Below are 17761 nucleotides of genomic sequence, written 5' to 3' on the forward strand. Positions count from 1 at the left end.
AATAAGGCCCAAGCCGCGACCCGAAAAAACGAAGACGCGACCCAGCCCGAACTGGGAAGTGGTGTTTCGAAGGATTGGCCGCCCCGGGACCGTCCGCGCAGACGCGTGTCCGGTGCTCCCTGCCAGGCAGCTCGAAGAACTCTACGCGCCTCCACCCCCGGATGCAAACGCGGTGCAAAGAGCCGGCCGGGCCCCTGGCGATCCAGGGGCCCGGCCGGCTGCGACTCCGTGTGTACGGACTCAGCTGTTGGTCGGGAAGCCGAGGTTGATGCCGCCGTGCGACGGGTCCAGCCAGCGCTGGGTCACGGCCTTGCCCCGGGTGAAGAACTGCACGCCGTCCTGGCCGTACGCGTGGGCGTCGCCGAACAGGGACGCCTTCCAGCCGCCGAAGGAGTAGTAGGCGACGGGCACCGGGATCGGCACGTTGATGCCGACCATGCCGACCTCGACCTCGACCTGGAAGCGCCGGGCCGCGCCGCCGTCGTTGGTGAAGAGGGCGGTGCCGTTGCCGTACGGGTTGGCGTTGATCAGCGCCACGCCCTCCTCGTAGGAGGCGACGCGCACCACGGAGAGGACCGGCCCGAAGATCTCGTCGTTGTAGACGGACATGCCGGGCTTCACGTGGTCGAACAGGGTGGGGCCGAGCCAGAAGCCGTCGCCGGTCGGCGCGCCGTTGGCGTCCTCGGCGGTGACCGGGTGCTTCCGGCCGTCCACGGCCAGCTCGGCGCCGTCCGCGACACCGGACTCCACGTACGAGGTGACCTTGTCGCGGTGCTGGCCGGTGACCAGCGGGCCCATCTCGGAGTCGCCGTTGCAGCCGGGGCCGACCTTGAGGGTGGCGATGCGCTGCTTGATCTTCTCGACGAGCTCGTCGCCGATCGGGTCGACCGCGACCAGGACGGAGACGGCCATGCAGCGCTCCCCGGCCGCGCCGAAGCCCGCGTTGACGGCGGCGTCGGCGGCGAGGTCGAGGTCGGCGTCGGGCAGGACCAGCATGTGGTTCTTGGCGCCGCCGAGGGCCTGCACGCGCTTGCCGTAGCGGGTGCCGGTCTCGTAGACGTAGCGGGCGATCGGGGTGGAGCCGACGAAGCTGACGGACTTGACGTCCGGGTGCTCCAGCAGGCGGTCGACGGCGACCTTGTCGCCGTGCACGACGTTGAAGACGCCGTCCGGCAGGCCCGCCTCCTTCCACAGCTCGGCGAGGAAGTTGGCCGCGGACGGGTCCTTCTCCGAGGGCTTCACCACGACGGTGTTGCCGGCCGCGATGGCGATCGGGAAGAACCACATCGGCACCATGGCCGGGAAGTTGAACGGCGAGATGATCGCCACGGGGCCGAGCGGCTGGCGGATCGAGTAGACGTCGATGCCGGTGGACGCCTGCTCGGTGTAGCCGCCCTTGATCAGCTGCGGGATGCCGCAGGCGTACTCGACGACCTCCAGGCCGCGGGCGATCTCGCCGAGGGCGTCGGCGTGCACCTTGCCGTGCTCGGAGACGATGATCGACGCCAGCTCCTCGCGGCGGGCGTTCAGCAGCTCGCGGAAGGCGAAGAGCACCGTGGTCCGCCGGGCGATCGACGCGGTGCGCCAGTCGGCGAAGGCCGAGGCGGCGGCGGCCACGGCCTGGTCGACCTCCGCGATCCCGGCGAAGTCGACCTGTCCGGCGACCTGGCCGGTGGCCGGGTCGAAGACGTCGCCGCGGCGGGGCGCGGCACCGGCGGTGGCGACGGGCTTGCCGCCGATCCAGTGAATGATGTGCTTGCTCAAGGTCCGTCTGCCTCCGAAGTCCCGGGCGGCGTGCTGCCGCCGGTACGGTCCGGCGCCGCCGGACCGAGGGGCCGGGCGACGGGTTTCACGGGGCTACCGCGTTCGTCTCCCAGTCTGGTGGCCGCCAGGCCCCCGGCTCAACGAACAGGCTGACGGGTATCGCAGATTCAGCCTTACAGGTCGTTCAGCGCGGTCCTTCCCGGACGCGAGCCGCCCTCAGGCGTTCCCGCCCTCGTCCTCGTCCTCATCCTCCAGATACGGGTCGTGCAGCCCGTCCGGCGCCTCCTGCGTCTCCAGCAGGTCGAGCCGCAGATCCTGCGCCCAGGCGAGCGCCCACCGCTTGAGCCCGTCCACGTCCTCCGCCGGAAGGCCCCGGGCACGGAACCGTCCGTCGGCGGCCTCGGCCAGGGTCTCCAGCCGGTCGGCGAGTGCGGAGGGCTGGAAGTCGGCGTCCAACTCCCCTGCCAGCGCGATCAGTTCACCCTCGCGGTAGCCGCCGATGAGGGCGTGCACGTCGATCAGGTCCCGCGGCATGCCCCGGTCGACGAGCAGCGCGGTGGTGAGCGCCGCCGCGTCTTCCAGGGCGACGACGGGCAGGGTCACCGGGGGCTCCTCCGGCCCGGGGGCGCCGAGCTCGAGCCGGACGGGCCGGTGGCCGAGCGGCTCCTTGCGCAGCTCCACCGAGTGCGAGCGCCCGCCGAGCGCGAGGCGCACCGTGAGCTGTTCCAGCCGCGGCGTGCCGGGCCGCTCGAGGGCCTCGCCGCCCTCCGCCCGGTAGGCCCCGGCGAGGGCGGCGGCCACGGCGGCCAGGTCGGCGCCGCCGGTGGCCAGGGTGAGCCCGTCCTGCGCGCAGGCCGTCACGCCGTGGGCGCGCAGCGCGTGCCCGCCGGCCAGCGCCAGCCCGTACCGCTCGCAGACGGGCGCGGCCACGGCGGCGAGGCGCAGCTGGGCGGGGCCCGGGCGCAGGGAGGGGTCGACGGTGTGCGGGGCGGTGGTCACGCCTCCAGTCTGACCCGCCGCCCGTACGCCCGCCGCCCCGCGAGCCGGCGCCGTGCAGGAGCCGACGGCGTCCCTCACCAGTCGGTGAGCCCCGCCGCCGCCTCGTGGAGGGCCAGCTCCAGCAACACCGGGTCGTTGAGCCGCCCGGAGCCGTCGGGTGGCACCAGCCACCGCACCCCCCGGCTGCGGCGCCCGGGGTGCGGGACCGCGATCCAGGTGCCCTCGCCCGCACTGCGCACCCCGGTGCCGATCCACCGCGCGGCGGTGCCCACCGGCACGAGGAAGCCGACGTACCCGCCCCTGACGTCCCCGGAACCCCGGGAGCCTCGGGAATCCCTGGAACCCCTGGAACCCCCGGAGTCCGCGAGCACGGGCCCGCACGTCCCGGCGGCCAGGACGTCGAGGGCCGGGCGCCCGAGGCGGCCGGGGACGGAGAGGACGTCCCAGCGGCGCCCGGCGGGCAGCAGCATCACTCCCAGCCCGGTGCGTTCCCAGTGGGCCCGGAACGCCTCCGGGTTCGGCATCACCTGGGCGAGCCAGTGCAGTCCGGTGCTCTCCATGTCGTCTGTCCCCGCTTCTCGCACGCGTTCGTTCGCTGCGGCGGGTGCTGCGGGACCCGCCGTCACCAAGGAGAGGCGGACGGCGGGTCCCTCTTACACAGGTAGCGGGCTCAGCTGTCGAAGCCGAGCCCCAGCCGGTCGAGCGTGCGGAGCCACAGGTTGCGGTGGCCGCCGTTGCGGTCGGCCGCCTCCAGGGAGCGGGTGGTGATCCCGATGCCCGCCCAGCGCACCGGTTCGGGCGGGAACGGCATCGGCTTGCTGCGGACCATATCCAGTTCGGTCCGCTCGGTGCGCTCCCCGGCGAGCAGGTCGAGCATCACCTCGGCGCCGAAGCGGGTCGCGCCGACGCCGAGCCCGGTGTAGCCGACCGCGTAGGCGACCTTTCCCCGGTACGCGGTGTCGAAGAAGGCCGAGAAGCGGCTGCAGGTGTCGATGGCGCCGCCCCAGGCGTTGGTGAAGCGCAGCCCCTCCAGCTGGGGGAAGCAGCGGAAGAAGTGGCGGGCGAGGGTGCGGAAGGTCTCCGGCCGCTGGTCGTACTCGTGCCGGACGTGGCCGCCGTAGTGGTAGACCGCGTCGTAGCCGCCCCAGAGGATGCGGTCGTCGGCGGTGAGCCGGAAGTAGTGGAACTTGTTGGCGCTGTCGCCGAGCCCCTGCCGCCCGCGCCAGCCGATCGCGGCGCGCTGCTCCTCGCTGAGTGGCTCGGTCATCAGCGCGTAGTCGTACACCGGAACGACGTACGGACGCACGCGCCTGAGCAGGGACGGGAACACGTTGGTGCCGAGCGCGACGCGGCGGGCGAGGACCCGGCCGTACGGGGTGCGGGCGGCCATGCCGGCGCCGTGCTCGCGCAGCTCGGTGGCCCGGGTGCGCTCGTGGATCCGAACGCCCTGGGCGAGGCACGCCTCCTTGAGGCCCCAGGCGAGCTTGGCGGGATGGACCATGGCCACGCCCTCCTTGTCCCAGAGGCCGCCGAGGAAGGTCGGCGAGTCGACCTCGGCGCGCAGCTGGTCGGCGTCGAGGACGGTGAGGTCGAAGCCGTACCGCTGGACGGCCTCGGCGATCTCGTGGAGCTCCTCGAGCTGGTGGGGCTGGGTGGCGACGTCGATCTCGCCGGTGCGCTCCCATTCGGCGTCGATGCCGTAGCGCTTGATCGCGGCCTCGATGCCGTCGAGGTTGGCGGCGCCGAGGCGTTCGAGCCGTGCGAGTTCGGAGGGCCAGCGCTGGAGGCCGTTGCCGAAGCCGTGGGTGAGGCTGGCCGCGCAGAATCCGCCGTTACGCCCGGAGGCGGCCCACCCGACCTCGTTGCCCTCGAGGAGGACGACGTCCAGGGAGGGGTCGCGCTCCTTGGCGATGAGGGCGGTCCAGAGCCCGGAGTAGCCGCCGCCGACGACCAGCAGGTCGCAGCTGGTCTCGCCGACCAGGGCGGGCAGCGCCTCGGGCCGGCCGGGGTCCTCCAGCCAGAAGGGGGTGGGCCTGGCGTCACTGAGCGCGCGGGCGGAGTCCATACATGATCAGCCACTTTCCATGGAGAGGTGAGAACACGAACCACCGCCGCCGACCGTACGTCGGACCGTGGCCTCGGGCGGTGTCACGCGGTATCAGGCCGTGTCAGGCCGTGGCCTTGCGCCGGTTGCCGATCCACTGGCCGACGACGGTCAGCGCGACGGCGGCGAGGAACATCGCGGTGCCGATGACGTTCACCTGCACCGGGATGCCGCGCTGCGAGGCGCCCCAGACGAACATCGGGAAGGTGACCGTGGCCGGGCCCGAGTTGAACTGGGTGATGATGAAGTCGTCGAAGGAGAGCGCGAAGCTGAGCAGCGCGCCCGCCGCGATACCGGGGGCGGCCAGCGGGAGGGTCACGCGCAGGAAGGTCTGGACGGGCGTCGCGTAGAGGTCCTGGGCGGCCTGTTCGAGCCTCGGGTCCATGCTCATCACGCGGGCCTTGACGGCCGTCACCACGAAGCTGAGGCAGAACATGATGTGCGCGATGAGGATGGTGGTGAAGCCGAACGGGATGCGCATGTTGAGGAACAGCGTCCCGAGGGAGGCGGCCATGACCACCTCGGGCATGGCCATCGGCAGGAAGATCATCGCCGTGGTGGCCGAGCGGCCGCGGAAGCGGTACCGGGCCAGCGCGAAGGCGACCATGGTGCCGAGGACGGTGGCGCCGATCGTGGCGAGCACCGCGACCTGGAGGCTGAGCGAGAGCGACTGGCACATGTCGGCCACACCGCAGGGGTCGGTCCAGGCGTCGGTGGAGAACTCGTTCCACTCGTAGTTGAACTTGCCGGCCGGCCTGTTGAAGGAGAAGGCCAGCACGACCAGGTTGGGCAGCACGAGGTAGGCGAGGGCCAGCAGGCCGGCCAGCACCACCAGGTGGGCGCGGATCCAGGTGAGGATGCGGGACATCAGACGAGTTCCTCCGTCCCGGCCTTGCGCATGTAGACCGTCACCATGCCCAGGATCAGGGCCATCAGGATGAAGCTCAGCGCGGCCGCCGTGGGGTAGTCGAGCACGTTCAGGAACTGCTTCTGGATGCCGTTGCCGACCATCTGCTCGCTGGGCGAGCCCAGCAGCTGGGCGTTGATGTAGTCGCCGGAGGCCGGGATGAAGGTCAGCAGGGTGCCGGCGACGACGCCGGGCAGCGAGATCGGGAAGGTGACCTTGCGGAAGGTGGTGAACGGCCGGGCGTACAGGTCCGAGGCCGCCTCGTGCAGCCGGGGGTCGATCCGCTCCAGCGAGGTGTACAGCGGCAGGATCATGAACGGCAGGAAGTTGTAGGTGAGGCCGCAGACCACGGCCAGCGGGGTGGCGAGCACCCGGTCGCCGGAGGTGAGGCCCACCGCCTCGGTGACGTCCAGGAGGTGCAGCGCGTTGAGGGCGCCGACCACCGGGCCGCCGTCGGAGAGGATCGTCTTCCAGGCCAGGGTGCGGATCAGGAAGCTGGTGAAGAACGGCGCGATGACCAGGATCAGGATGACGTTGCGCCAGCGCCGGCTCGCCTTGAAGGCGATGGTGTACGCGAGCGGGTAGCCGATGGCCAGGCAGAGCACGGTGGCGGTGGCCGCGTAGGAGAACGAGCGGACGAAGTGCCACCTGTACTCGACGAAGGCGTCCCAGTACGTCGAGAAGTGCCAGGTGACCTGGAAGCCCTCCTCTAGGGAGCCGGTCTGCAGCGAGGTCGACGCCTGGTAGACCATCGGGACGGCGAAGAAGACGACCAGCCAGGCGATGCCGGGCAGCAGCAGCCAGTACGGGGTGAGCCTGCGCCTCGGCTTCCGGGTTCCCTCGGTGAGCGGTACGACCTGCGGCGGCGCGGCCGGGGCGGTGGCGGTCACGAAGCCTCCTCGGCGGTGCCCGCGTCGATCGCCTGCGCGGCGTCGAGGGCGAAGGAGTGCGCCGGGTTCCAGTGCAGCAGCACGGGGGCGCCGGGGACGATCCGGGCGTCGCGCTCCATGTTCTGCTCGAAGACGGTGACCTCCTGGCCGCCGTCGGTGCGCACCACGTACTGGGTGGAGACGCCGATGAAGCTGGAGTCGACGACCGTGCCGCCGAGCCGGTTGCGGCCCTCGGCGACCTCCCCGGTGGCGTGGGCGATGGTGATCTTCTCGGGCCGCACGCCCAGGTGGACGCGCTTGGCCCCGGTGGCGCAGCGGGCCCGGGGCACGGCGAGGCGAGCGCCGTCGACGGTGAGCAGCAGGTCCTCGCCCGCGCCGCCGGAGACCTCGGCGGGCAGCAGGTTGGACTGGCCGAGGAAGTTGGCGACGAAGGTGGTGCCGGGGTTCTCGTACAGGTCGGCGGGGGCGCCCAGTTGCTCGACCCGGCCGCCGTTCATCACCGCGATGGTGTCGGCCATGGTCATGGCCTCCTCCTGGTCGTGGGTGACGTGGACGAAGGTGATGCCGACCTCGGTCTGGATGCGCTTGAGCTCCAGCTGCATCTGGCGGCGCAGTTTGAGGTCGAGGGCGCCGAGCGGCTCGTCGAGGAGCAGCACCTGGGGCTGGTTGATCAGGGCGCGGGCGACGGCGACGCGCTGTTGCTGGCCGCCGGAGAGCTGGTGCGGCTTGCGCCGGGCGTACGGGCCGAGCTCGACGAGTTCGAGCATCTCCTCGACCTGCCGGCGGACGTCCTTCCTGCCGCGGCGGCGCAGGCCGAAGGCGACGTTCTCGAATATGTCGAGGTGGGGGAAGAGGGCGTAGCTCTGGAAGACGGTGTTGACCGGGCGCTTGTACGGGGGCAGGGCGGTGACGTCCTGGCCGCCGATCAGGACGGTGCCGCTGGTGGGCTCCTCGAGGCCGGCGATCATGCGCAGGGTGGTGGTCTTGCCGCAGCCGGAGGCGCCGAGGAGGGCGAAGAAGGAGCCCTGGGGGACGGTGAGGTCGAGCGGGTGGACGGCGGTGAAGGCGCCGTAGGTCTTGCCGATGCCGGTGAGTCGGACGTCGCCGCCGGCCGCGTCGCGCTGCTGGTCTGTCATGGGGGTGTCTTCCTGGTGGTCTGGGCCGTGGGCGGAGGTCACGCGCCGATGAGCTTGGAGAACTTCTGCTCGAAGTCGCTCTCCTCGCTCTCGGTGAGGGTGCGGAAGACGTGGGCCTTGGTCGCCATCTCGGGGGTGGGGACGACCAGCGGGTTGGCGGCGCTGTCGGGGGCGAGGGTGGCGAGTTCGTCCTTCATGCCGGTGACGGCGGAGACGAAGCCGATGCCCGCGACGAGCTGCGCCGCGATCTTCGGCCGGTAGTAGAAGTCGATCAGCTTCTCGGCGTTGGTCTTGTGCCGGGCCTTGGCCGGGACGAGCAGGTTGTCGGTCGAGACGATGTAGCCCTTCTCGGGGACGGCGAACTCGATGTCCGGGTTGTCGGCGCGCAGTTGGATGAGGTCCCCGCCCCAGGCGATGCAGGCGGCGATGTCGCCGGAGGACAGCTCCTGGCCGTAGTCGTTGCCGGTGAAGCGGCGGATCTGCTTGTTGTCGACGGCCTTCTGGAGCCTCGCGACGGCGGCCGCGTAGTCGTCGGCGGTGAACTTGGCCGGGTCCTTGCCCATGTCCAGCAGGACCATCCCGATGCTGTCGCGCATCTCGGACAGGAAGGTGACCCGGCCCTTCAGCTCGGGGTCGTCCAGCAGTTGGGAGACGCTGGTGACCTCCCGGCCCTTGGTGGCCTTCTTGTTGTAGGCGACGACGGCCTGGATGCCGGCCCACGGATAGGAGTAGAGCCGCCCCGGGTCCCAGTCGGGGGCGCGGAAGCGGGCCTCGACGTTGGTGATGGCGGTGGTGACGTTGGCCGGGTTGAGCTTCTGCGCCCAGCCGAGGCGGATCAGCCGGGCGGCCATCCAGTCGGTGAGGACCATCAGGTCGCGGCCGGTGTCCTGCCCGGCGGCGAGCTGCGGCTTGACCTTGCCGAAGAACTCGACGTTGTCGTTGACGTCCTCGGTGTACTTGACCTTGATGCCGGTGTCGGAGGTGAAGGCGTCCAGGGTGCCGTGCTTCTGCTTGTCCTTCTCGTCGGTGTCCACGTACAGCGGCCAGTTGGAGAACACGACCTCCTTCTCGCTCTCCGAGAGGTCCTTGGCAGCGCCCGCCGTCGAGTCGCCGCTGACGCGGGGTGCGGCGGGGATGCCGCAGGCGGTCAGGGCGCCCGCCCCGGCGGCCAGCGCCCCGGCCCGCAGCAGGGCGCGCCGGCCGACCGCGGCCCGGCCGCTGGTCAGGCTGCGTTCCCAGGCCCTGCGGACCGGTTCGGGCAGACCGTCGGCGAGCTCGTTGAACACCATGGAACGGGCCTCCTGGAGGGGATGGGGGGTTGTGGGGGCACCCCGGCGGGGTCATCTGTCGCCGAAGACGGTGCGGTGCCAGTCCTTGCGGGCCACCGCCGTGGTGTCGAACATGACGTGCTTGACCTGGGTGTACTCGTCCAGCGAGTACTGGGACATGTCCTTGCCGTAGCCGGACGCCTTGTAACCGCCGTGCGGCATCTCGCTGATGATCGGGATGTGGTCGTTGACCCAGACGCACCCGGCGGCGATCTCCCGGGTGGCGCGCAGCGAGCGGTGCACGTTCGTCGTCCAGGCGGAGGCGGCCAGGCCGTACGGGGTGTCGTTGGCCAGCCGCAGGCCCTCGTCGTCGCCGTCGAAGGGCAGCACGACCAGGACCGGGCCGAAGATCTCGCCCTGGACGACCTCGCTGTCCTGCGCCGCGCCGGTGATCAGGGTGGGGGCGTAGTAGGCGCCGCGGGTGAGGTCGGTGCCGTCGTGGCCCTTCTCGGGTGCGGAGCCGCCGGTGAGGACGGTGGCGTACGAGCGGGCGCGCTCGACGAAGCCGGCCACCCGGTCGCGGTGGGTGTACGAGACCAGCGGGCCGAGGTCGGTGTGCGGGTCGAGCGGGTCGCCGAGGCGGATCGCCGCGAACAGTTCGGCCACCCCGGCCACGAAGGCGTCGTACAGCGGGCGTTCGACGTAGGCGCGGGTGGCGGCGGTGCAGTCCTGGCCGCCGTTGATCAGCGAGGCGGCGACGGCTCCGTGCACGGCGGCGTCGAGGTCGGCGTCGTCGAAGACCACGAAGGGGGCCTTGCCGCCGAGTTCGAGGTGGGTGCGCTTGACGGTGGCGGTGGCGAGTTCGGCGACGCGGCGGCCGACGGCGGTGGAGCCGGTGAAGGAGACCATCGCGACGTCGGGGTGGGAGACCAGTTGCTCGCCGGCGGTGCATCCGGCGCCGGTGACCACGTTGACGACGCCGTCGGGGATGCCCGCCTCGGTGCAGGCCCGGGCGAACATCAGGGAGGTCAGCGGGGTCAGCTCGGCGGGCTTGAGGACGATGGTGTTGCCGGCCGCGATCGCCGGGAGGATCTTCCAGGCGGCCATCTGCAACGGGTAGTTCCACGGGGAGATCGAGCCGACCACGCCGATCGCCTCGCGCCGGACGTAGGAGGTGTGGTCGCCGGAGTACTCGCCTGCGGCCCTGCCCTCCAGGTTGCGGGCGGCGCCGGCGAAGAAGGCGGCGTTGTCGACCGTGCCGGGCACGTCGAACTCGGTGGCCAGCTTGATCGGTTTGCCGGTCTGGGAGGTCTCCACCCGGGCCAGGTCGTCGGCGGCGTCGGCGAGGACGGCGGCGAGCCGGGTGAGCGCCTCGGCCCGGGTGCCCGGGGTGGCCCGGGACCAGCCGGGCAGGGCGGCCTTCGCCGCGCGGACGGCGGCGTCGACGTCCTCGGCGCCGGCCAGGGTGATCTCCTCGACCACCGTGCCGTCCGCCGGGTTGACGACCTGGAAGGGCTCGCCGCTCCCCCGGGCCTGACGGCCCGCGAGGTACTGCGCGCCCGCGCCGAAGTCGGTCAGGTCCATCCGAATGCCTCCTGGTGCCGTGGTTCGACCGCTGCGGGATCACGTGTCCGCGGTGGGGGTCTGCGGTCCCGCCGACCTTGCCCGGTGCGGGCCGAGGGTGACAAGGGTCACTCCGACAGTCTCGCCACGAAGGGCCTTACAGTGTGCAAGGCGCCTCACGGGGTGACAGGTCGTCGCCGCGGTGGATGATTCACCTGACACCCTGCATCCCCCACTTCCGCAGGAGGCCGCGATGCTCCCCACCGTCGCCCGTGTGCTCGACCTGGACGTGATGCGGCGCGGCCTGCCCCAGGTGGTGGCCGGCGCCGACCGCCTGGAACGGCCCGTCCGCTGGGTCCACGTCAGCGAGCTGCCCGACGTGGCCGGGATGCTCCGGGGCGGCGAGCTGGTGCTGACCACCGGCATCGCGCTGCCCGAGGACCGCGAGGGCCTGGCCCGCTACGTCCGCGAGCTGGACGAGGTCGGGGTGGCCGGGCTGGTCGTCGAGTTCGGCCGGCGCTACTTCGACACGCTCCCCCGCGCCCTGGTGCACGCCGCCGAGCAGCGCGGACTGCCGCTGGTCGCACTGCGCCGCGAGGTGCGCTTCGTCGCCGTCACCGAGGCCGTGCACGCCCTGGTGGTCAACGCCCAGCTGGAGCAGCTGCGCATCTCGGAGTCCGTGCACCAGGTGTTCAACGAGCTGGTGGTGGAGGGCGCCGAGCCGCCCGAGGTGATCCGCCAGGTCGCCCGGATGGCGGGCGCGCCGGTCGTCCTGGAGAACCTCGCCCACCAGGTGCTCGCCCACGACACCGCGGGGCGTCCGGAGGCCGAGGTGCTGGAGGACTGGGAGCGCCGCTCGCGCGGGGTCCGCCCGCCCGGGCGCACCGGCCACGACCCGCGCAGCGGCTGGCTGGTGACCACGGTCGGCGCCCGCGGCCAGGACTGGGGCCGCCTCGTCCTCGTCCAGGAGCCGGGCCCGGCGCTGCCGGAGGGCGAGGGCCACCCGCACACCATGCTGCTGGAGCGCGGCGCCTCCGCGCTGGCGCTCAACCGGCTGGTGGTGCGCGACCGGGAGAGCCTGGAGCGGCAGACCCACCGCACCCTGCTCTCCGGCATCCTCACCCATGCGCTGACCGTCTCCGAGGTCTCCCTGCGCGCCCAGGCGCTCGGCGTCCCGCTGGAGGGGCGGCGCCTGGTCGGCGTGGTGCTGCGGCGCCGGCGCGGGCCGATCCCGGCCGCGCTGGAGGCGCAGGCGAGGCTGCGCGACTTCACCGAGCTGGCCGCCGGCGCCGTCCGCGCCTGCCGCCTGTCCGCCCTGGTCGGCGCGCTGGACGACGAGGGCGTGGGCCTGCTGATCGCGCTCGGCGCCCAGCAGGACGAGCACGCCGCCCTCGACTCCTTCTCCGCGACCCTGCGCCGGATGTCCGCCGAGGCCGGGCAGGGCGGCACCGACCCCGCGGGGCCGGTGGTCGCGGTGGGCTCCTCGGTCGGCGCGGTCCGCGACGCCCGGCGCACCCTGCTGGAGGCCACCCAGGTCGCCGACGCCGCCCTGCACGACGCCCCCGGCGGAGCCAGGGCCGCCTCCTACTACCGACTGCCGGACGTGCGGCTGCGGGGCCTGCTCCACCTGCTGCGCGACGACGCCCGCCTCCAGACGTACGTGGAGCGGGAGTTGGGCCCGCTGCTGGCCCACGACGCCGAGCACAACGGCCAGTTGGTGCAGATGCTGCGGATCTACCTGGAGCAGGGCCGCAACAAGTCGGCGGCGGCCGACGCGGCGCACCTGTCCCGGCCGTCCTTCTACGACCGCCTGCACAAGGTCGAGCGCATCCTCGGCGTCGACCTCGACCAGGTCGAGTCCTGCCTGTCCCTGCACGTGGCGCTGCTCGCCCTGGACGCCGTGCGCCGATGACGACGGCCCCGGCCAATTCTCTTGACCGGGGCCATGGGTGACGGACCGTCAGGCGGTGTGCGCGTCCGCGACCGAGAGCGCCTCGTCGAGCACCGCGAGGCCGGCCTTGGCCTCCTCCTCGGTGACGGTGCACGGCGGGACGACGTGGAAGCGGTTCATGTTGACGAACGGCCACAGCCCGCGCCGCTTGCAGGCGGCGGCCAGCTCGGCCATCGGCGCGTTGTCGGCGCCGGCCGCGTTGTACGGCACCAGCGGCTCGCGGGTGGCCCGGTCCTTGACCAGGTCCAGCGCCCAGAACACGCCGAGGCCCCGCACCTCGCCGATCGAGGGGTGCCGCTCGGCCAGCTCGCGCAGGCCCGGGCCGAGGACGTTCTCGCCGATGTCCCTGGCGTTCTCGACGATGCCCTCCTCCGCCATGGCGTTGATGGTGGCCACGGCCGAGGCACAGGCCAGCGGGTGCCCGGAGTAGGTGAGCCCGCCCGGGAAGGGCCGCTCGGCGAAGGTCGCGGCGATCTCGGCGCTGATGGCGACGCCGCCCAGCGGCACGTAGCCGGAGTTGACGCCCTTGGCGAAGGTCAGCAGGTCCGGGGTGATCCCCCAGTGGTCGGCGGCGAACCACTCGCCGGTGCGCCCGAAGCCGGCCATCACCTCGTCGAGGATGAACACGATCCCGTACCTGTCGCAGATCTCGCGCACCCCGGCCAGGTAGCCGGGCGGCGGGACGAGGACGCCGGCGGTGCCGACCACCGTCTCCAGGATGATCGCCGCGACGGTGCCCGGGCCCTCGAAGGCGATGACCTGCTCGAGGTGCTCCAGCGCGCGCTCGCACTCCTGGGCCTCGTTCTCGGCGTGGAAGTTGGTGCGGTAGGCGTAGGGGCCCCAGAAGTGCACCACCCCGGAGACGCCGGTCTCGTTGGCCCAGCGGCGCGGGTCCCCGGTCAGGGCGATCGCGTTGGCGGTGGCGCCGTGGTACGAGCGGTAGGTGGAGAGCACCTTCTGCCGGCCGGTGTGCAGCCGGGCCATGCGGATGGCGTTCTCGTTGGCCTCGGCGCCGCCGTTGGTGAAGAAGATCTTGTCCAGGTCGCCGGGGGTGCGCTCGGCGATCAGCCGGGCGGCCTCGCTGCGCGGCTCGACGGCGAAGCCGGGGGCGAGGGTGCAGAGCTTCGCCGCCTGCTCCTGGATCGCGGCGACGACCCTGGGGTGCTGGTGGCCGATGTTGGTGTTGACCAGTTGGGAGGAGAAGTCGAGGTAGCGGTTGCCCTCGTAGTCCCAGAAGTACGAGCCCTCGGCGCCGGCCACCGCGAGGGGGTCGATCAGTGCCTGGGCGGACCACGAGTGGAAGACGTGCGCGCGGTCGGAAGCCTTGACGGCCTGGCCGGCGGCCGAGTCGGCGGTGGGGATGCTCATGCGGCAAGGCTAGGGAGTCCGGCCCGCGAAGGGCAGTTCCATCCTGTCAGCCTGTCGGGCGGTCCGCCGACAGGCTGCAAGGATGATGGGCCCGGGTCTGCGCGACCCGGGCCCATCATCACTTCCTCGTCACGTCCTATGACCAGATCGCGTGACTAGATCGCGGTCATCACGTGCTTCACACGGGTGTAGTCCTCGAAGCCGTAGGAGGAGAGGTCCTTGCCGTAGCCGGACTTCTTGAAGCCGCCGTGCGGCATCTCCGCGACCAGCGGGATGTGGGTGTTGATCCAGACGCAGCCGAAGTCCAGGCGGCGCGACATCCGCATGGCGCGCGCGTGGTCCTTGGTCCACACCGAGGAGGCCAGCGCGTACTCGACGCCGTTGGCGTAGTCGACGGCCTGGTCCTCGTCGGAGAACTTCTGCACGGTGATGACCGGGCCGAAGACCTCGTTCTGGATGATCTCGTCGTCCTGGTTCAGGCCGGAGACGACGGTCGGGGCGTAGAAGTAGCCCTGGTCGCCGACCCGGTGGCCACCGGCCTCGACCTTGGCGTGGGCGGGCAGGCGCTCGATGAAGCCGGAGACCTGCTTGAGCTGGTTGGCGTTGTTCAGCGGGCCGTACAGCACGTCCTCGTCGTCCACGCCGCCGGTCTTGGTCTCGGCCGCGGCCTTGGCCAGCGCCTCGACGAAGGCGTCGTGGATCGACTCGTGCACCAGCACGCGGGTGGCGGCCGTACAGTCCTGGCCGGCGTTGAAGAAGCCCGCCACCGAGATGCCCTCGACGGCCTCGGCGATGTCGGCGTCCTCGAAGACCACGACCGGGGCCTTGCCGCCCAGCTCCAGGTGGACGCGCTTGACGTCCTTGGAGGCGGACTCGGCGACCTGGATGCCGGCGCGGACGGAGCCGGTGATGGAGGCCATCGCCGGGGTCTTGTGCTCGACCATCAGCTTGCCGGTCTCGCGGTCGCCGCAGATCACGTTGAAGACGCCGGCCGGCAGGTCCAGCTCCTTGAGGATGCCGCCGATGATCTCGGCCAGCAGCACGGTGGAGGCCGGGGTGGTGTCCGAGGGCTTGAGCACGACGGCGTTGCCGGCGGCGATGGCCGGGGCGAACTTCCAGACCGCCATCATCATCGGGTAGTTCCACGGCGCGACCTGGGCGCAGACGCCGACCGGCTCGCGGCGGATGATCGAGGTCATGCCGTCCATGTACTCACCGGCGGCCTTGCCCTCCAGCAGGCGGGCGGCACCGGCGAAGAAGCGGATCTGGTCCACCATCGGGCCGATCTCCTCGGAGAGGGTCAGCGCGCGCGGCTTGCCGGTGTTGCGCACCTCGGCGTCGACGATCTCGTCGGCCCGGGCCTCGACCGCGTCGGCGATCTTCAGCAGCAGCTTCTGCCGGGTGCTCGGGGTGGCGTCGCGCCAGATCGGGAACGCGGCGGCGGCGGAGGCCATGGCGGCGTCCACGTCCGCGGCACCCGACAGCGGCGACGTCGCGTACACCTCGCCGGTGGTCGGGTCCACGATGTCGAGGGTGCGGCCGTCGGCCGCGTCGACGAACTCACCGTTGATGTAGTTGCGCAGCGTGCGAAGGTCGCTCACGGGGTCTCTCCTCGGTCTGGGCCTGCGGCATTGCAGAATCCGGCGCCATGGTACGTCGGCGGATCAGGCGGGCGAAGGGTGCCGAGTGGCCGTGCCCGGTGCGGCGCGATCCACTGGTGGCGGAATGCGCGCCTCCCTGCGGGGGCGCGCGCGTACGGTGCCAGGGTAGCCGCAAGACTGCCGTGATCGACAGGGCAATGGCGCGTCAGCGATGAAATCCGCATGCGTTGTCCGAGATCTCGACGAAATCAGCAGTTTCCACGCTTGCGAACAGAGGAACGATCAGGCACAGTGGCGGCGTGGCCAACCGCGACCGGAACGCGAGCGTTCCCCTCGATGCCGCCTCCAAGGCGATCATCGAGCAGCTGCAGGAGGACGGGCGCCGCCCGTACGCCGCCATCGGCAAGGCCGTCGGCCTGTCGGAGGCGGCCGTGCGACAGCGCGTCCAGAAGCTGCTCGACCAGGGCGTGATGCAGATCGTCGCCGTCACGGACCCGCTCACCGTCGGCTTCACCCGCCAGGCGATGGTCGGCATCCGCGTCGAGGGCGACATCGAACCCGTCGCCGACGCGCTGGCCGCCCTCGACGAGGTCGACTACGTCGTCTGCACCGCAGGCTCGTTCGACCTCCTGGCCGAACTGGTCTGCGAGGACGACGAGCACCTGCTCGAACTGATCAACAAGCGCATCCGCGCGCTTCCCGGCGTGCGGAGTACCGAGAGCTTCGTTTACCTGAAGCTCCGGAAACAGACCTACACCTGGGGCACCCGATGACAGCCGACCCGGCCCAGAAGGACCTTTCCAAGACCGCCTACGACCACCTGTGGATGCACTTCACCCGCATGTCGTCGTACGAGAACTCCCCCGTGCCCACCATCGTCAAGGGTGAGGGCACGTACATCTGGGACGACAAGGGCCGGAAGTACATCGACGGCCTCGCCGGCCTGTTCGTCGTGCAGGCCGGTCACGGCCGCACCGAGCTCGCCGAGGTCGCCGCCAAGCAGGCCAAGGAACTCGCGTTCTTCCCGATCTGGAGCTACGCGCACCCCAAGGCCGTCGAGCTGGCCGAGCGCCTGGCCAACTACGCCCCGGGCGACCTGAACAAGGTCTTCTTCTCCACCGGCGGCGGCGAGGCCGTCGAGACCGCCTGGAAGCTGGCCAAGCAGTACTTCAAGCTGACCGGCAAGCCGACCAAGTACAAGGTCATCTCCCGCGCCGTCGCCTACCACGGCACCCCCCAGGGCGCGCTGTCCATCACGGGCCTGCCGGGCCTGAAGGCCCCGTTCGAGCCGCTGGTGCCGGGCACCCACAAGGCCCCGAACACCAACATCTACCGCGCCCCGGCCTTCCTCGAGGGCCCGGACGGCACGGTCGACCCCGAGGCGTACGGCCGCTGGTGCGCCGACGAGATCGAGGTCGCCATCCTCAACGAGGGCGCCGACACCGTCGCCGCCGTCTTCGTGGAGCCGGTGCAGAACGCCGGCGGCTGCTTCCCGCCGCCGCCCGGCTACTTCCAGCGCCTGCGCGAGATCTGCGACCGCCACGACGTGCTGCTGGTCTCGGACGAGGTCATCTGCGCCTTCGGCCGCCTCGGCACCATGTTCGGCGCCGACAAGTTCGGCTACCAGCCCGACATGATCACCTGCGCCAAGGGCATGACCTCGGGCTACTCCCCGATCGGCGCCACGATCATCTCCGACCGCCTGGCCGAGCCGTTCTACAAGGGTGACAACACCTTCCTGCACGGCTACACCTTCGCCGGTCACCCGGTCTCCTCGGCCGTGGCACTCGCCAACCTCGACATCTTCGAGCGCGAGGGCCTCAACCAGAAGGTCCTCGACAACGAGGCCGCCTTCCTGGGCACCCTGAACAAGCTGCGCGACCTGCCGATCGTCGGCGACGTCCGCGGCAACGGGTACTTCTACGGCATCGAGCTCGTCAAGGACAAGGTCACCAAGGAGTCCTTCAACGACGACGAGGTCGAGCGCGTGCTCTACGGCTTCCTCTCGAAGGCCCTCTTCGACAACGGCCTGTACTGCCGCGCCGACGACCGTGGCGACCCGGTCATCCAGCTGGCCCCGCCGCTGATCTCCGACCAGTCGACCTTCGACGAGATCGAGCAGATCCTGCGGACCAGCCTCACCGACGCGTGGGCGAAGCTCTGATCCCCTGAGCCCTCCTCCCCACCCTCCGCCGAAGGGCGGCCCCGAC

General features: G+C 71.4%; 14 protein-coding genes. 3 read left to right on the forward strand and 11 right to left on the reverse strand.

Annotated features, from left to right (window positions below):
• Positions 1-240: 240 nt before the first annotated feature.
• The 9 genes from IH61_RS0120890 to IH61_RS0120930 all read right to left on the reverse strand — a co-directional run bounded on the left by IH61_RS0120890 (position 241) and on the right by IH61_RS0120930 (position 10652).
• The gene (locus tag IH61_RS0120890; RefSeq protein WP_031071994.1) at positions 241-1764 is read right to left on the reverse strand and encodes a CoA-acylating methylmalonate-semialdehyde dehydrogenase; all 1524 of its coding nucleotides are present in this window, start codon (positions 1762-1764) and stop codon (positions 241-243) included.
• A 216-nt stretch (positions 1765-1980) separates the two neighbouring features.
• Positions 1981-2763: a nucleotidyl transferase AbiEii/AbiGii toxin family protein gene (locus tag IH61_RS0120895; protein ID WP_051837580.1), complete on the reverse strand. Its 783-nt coding sequence runs from the start codon at positions 2761-2763 to the stop codon at positions 1981-1983.
• A 74-nt stretch (positions 2764-2837) separates the two neighbouring features.
• Positions 2838-3323, reverse strand: a complete 486-nt coding sequence (locus tag IH61_RS0120900; protein ID WP_031071997.1) for a hypothetical protein — start codon at positions 3321-3323, stop codon at positions 2838-2840.
• A 110-nt stretch (positions 3324-3433) separates the two neighbouring features.
• Positions 3434-4828 carry an NAD(P)/FAD-dependent oxidoreductase gene (locus IH61_RS0120905; RefSeq protein WP_031071999.1) on the reverse strand — a complete coding sequence of 465 codons (1395 nt, stop codon included), beginning with the start codon at positions 4826-4828 and terminating at the stop codon, positions 3434-3436.
• Between the two features lie 103 nt (positions 4829-4931).
• Positions 4932-5735, reverse strand: a complete 804-nt coding sequence (locus IH61_RS0120910; RefSeq protein WP_031072000.1) for an ABC transporter permease — start codon at positions 5733-5735, stop codon at positions 4932-4934.
• Positions 5735-6664: an ABC transporter permease gene (locus tag IH61_RS0120915; protein WP_031072002.1), complete on the reverse strand. Its 930-nt coding sequence runs from the start codon at positions 6662-6664 to the stop codon at positions 5735-5737. Before IH61_RS0120915 ends, IH61_RS0120910 begins: the two co-directional genes overlap by 1 nt.
• Entirely contained in the window at positions 6661-7800 is a 1140-nt protein-coding gene (locus tag IH61_RS0120920; RefSeq protein WP_031072004.1) for an ABC transporter ATP-binding protein, read from the reverse strand. Before IH61_RS0120920 ends, IH61_RS0120915 begins: the two co-directional genes overlap by 4 nt.
• A gap of 38 nt (positions 7801-7838) precedes the next feature.
• A complete protein-coding gene (locus IH61_RS0120925) occupies positions 7839-9089 on the reverse strand; it encodes a polyamine ABC transporter substrate-binding protein (protein ID WP_051837581.1) in 1251 nt (416 codons plus the stop codon).
• A 51-nt stretch (positions 9090-9140) separates the two neighbouring features.
• Positions 9141-10652 carry a gamma-aminobutyraldehyde dehydrogenase gene (locus IH61_RS0120930; RefSeq protein WP_031072009.1) on the reverse strand — a complete coding sequence of 504 codons (1512 nt, stop codon included), beginning with the start codon at positions 10650-10652 and terminating at the stop codon, positions 9141-9143.
• Between the two features lie 232 nt (positions 10653-10884).
• Between IH61_RS0120930 and IH61_RS0120935 the strand changes: the two genes are divergently transcribed.
• Entirely contained in the window at positions 10885-12543 is a 1659-nt protein-coding gene (locus IH61_RS0120935) for a PucR family transcriptional regulator (protein WP_031072011.1), read from the forward strand.
• Between the two features lie 48 nt (positions 12544-12591).
• Here the strand turns inward: IH61_RS0120935 and IH61_RS0120940 are convergent, their stop codons facing one another.
• Together IH61_RS0120940 and IH61_RS0120945 are read right to left on the reverse strand one after the other, a co-directional pair.
• A complete protein-coding gene (locus IH61_RS0120940; protein ID WP_031072013.1) occupies positions 12592-13950 on the reverse strand; it encodes an aspartate aminotransferase family protein in 1359 nt (452 codons plus the stop codon).
• Between the two features lie 155 nt (positions 13951-14105).
• Positions 14106-15551, reverse strand: coding sequence for a gamma-aminobutyraldehyde dehydrogenase (locus IH61_RS0120945; protein ID WP_031072015.1), 1446 nt, complete (start codon positions 15549-15551; stop codon positions 14106-14108).
• 299 nt (positions 15552-15850) lie between these two features.
• On the opposite strand from IH61_RS0120945, the gene IH61_RS0120950 reads away from it, so the two are divergent.
• Positions 15851-16324, forward strand: coding sequence for an Lrp/AsnC family transcriptional regulator (locus IH61_RS0120950; protein ID WP_030243538.1), 474 nt, complete (start codon positions 15851-15853; stop codon positions 16322-16324).
• Entirely contained in the window at positions 16321-17715 is a 1395-nt protein-coding gene (locus IH61_RS0120955) for an aspartate aminotransferase family protein (protein ID WP_031072017.1), read from the forward strand. Before IH61_RS0120950 ends, IH61_RS0120955 begins: the two co-directional genes overlap by 4 nt.
• Positions 17716-17761: the final 46 nt, after the last annotated feature.

It is taken from the genome of Streptomyces sp. NRRL WC-3742 (genome assembly GCF_000720635.1).
GTDB lineage: Bacteria > Actinomycetota > Actinomycetes > Streptomycetales > Streptomycetaceae > Kitasatospora.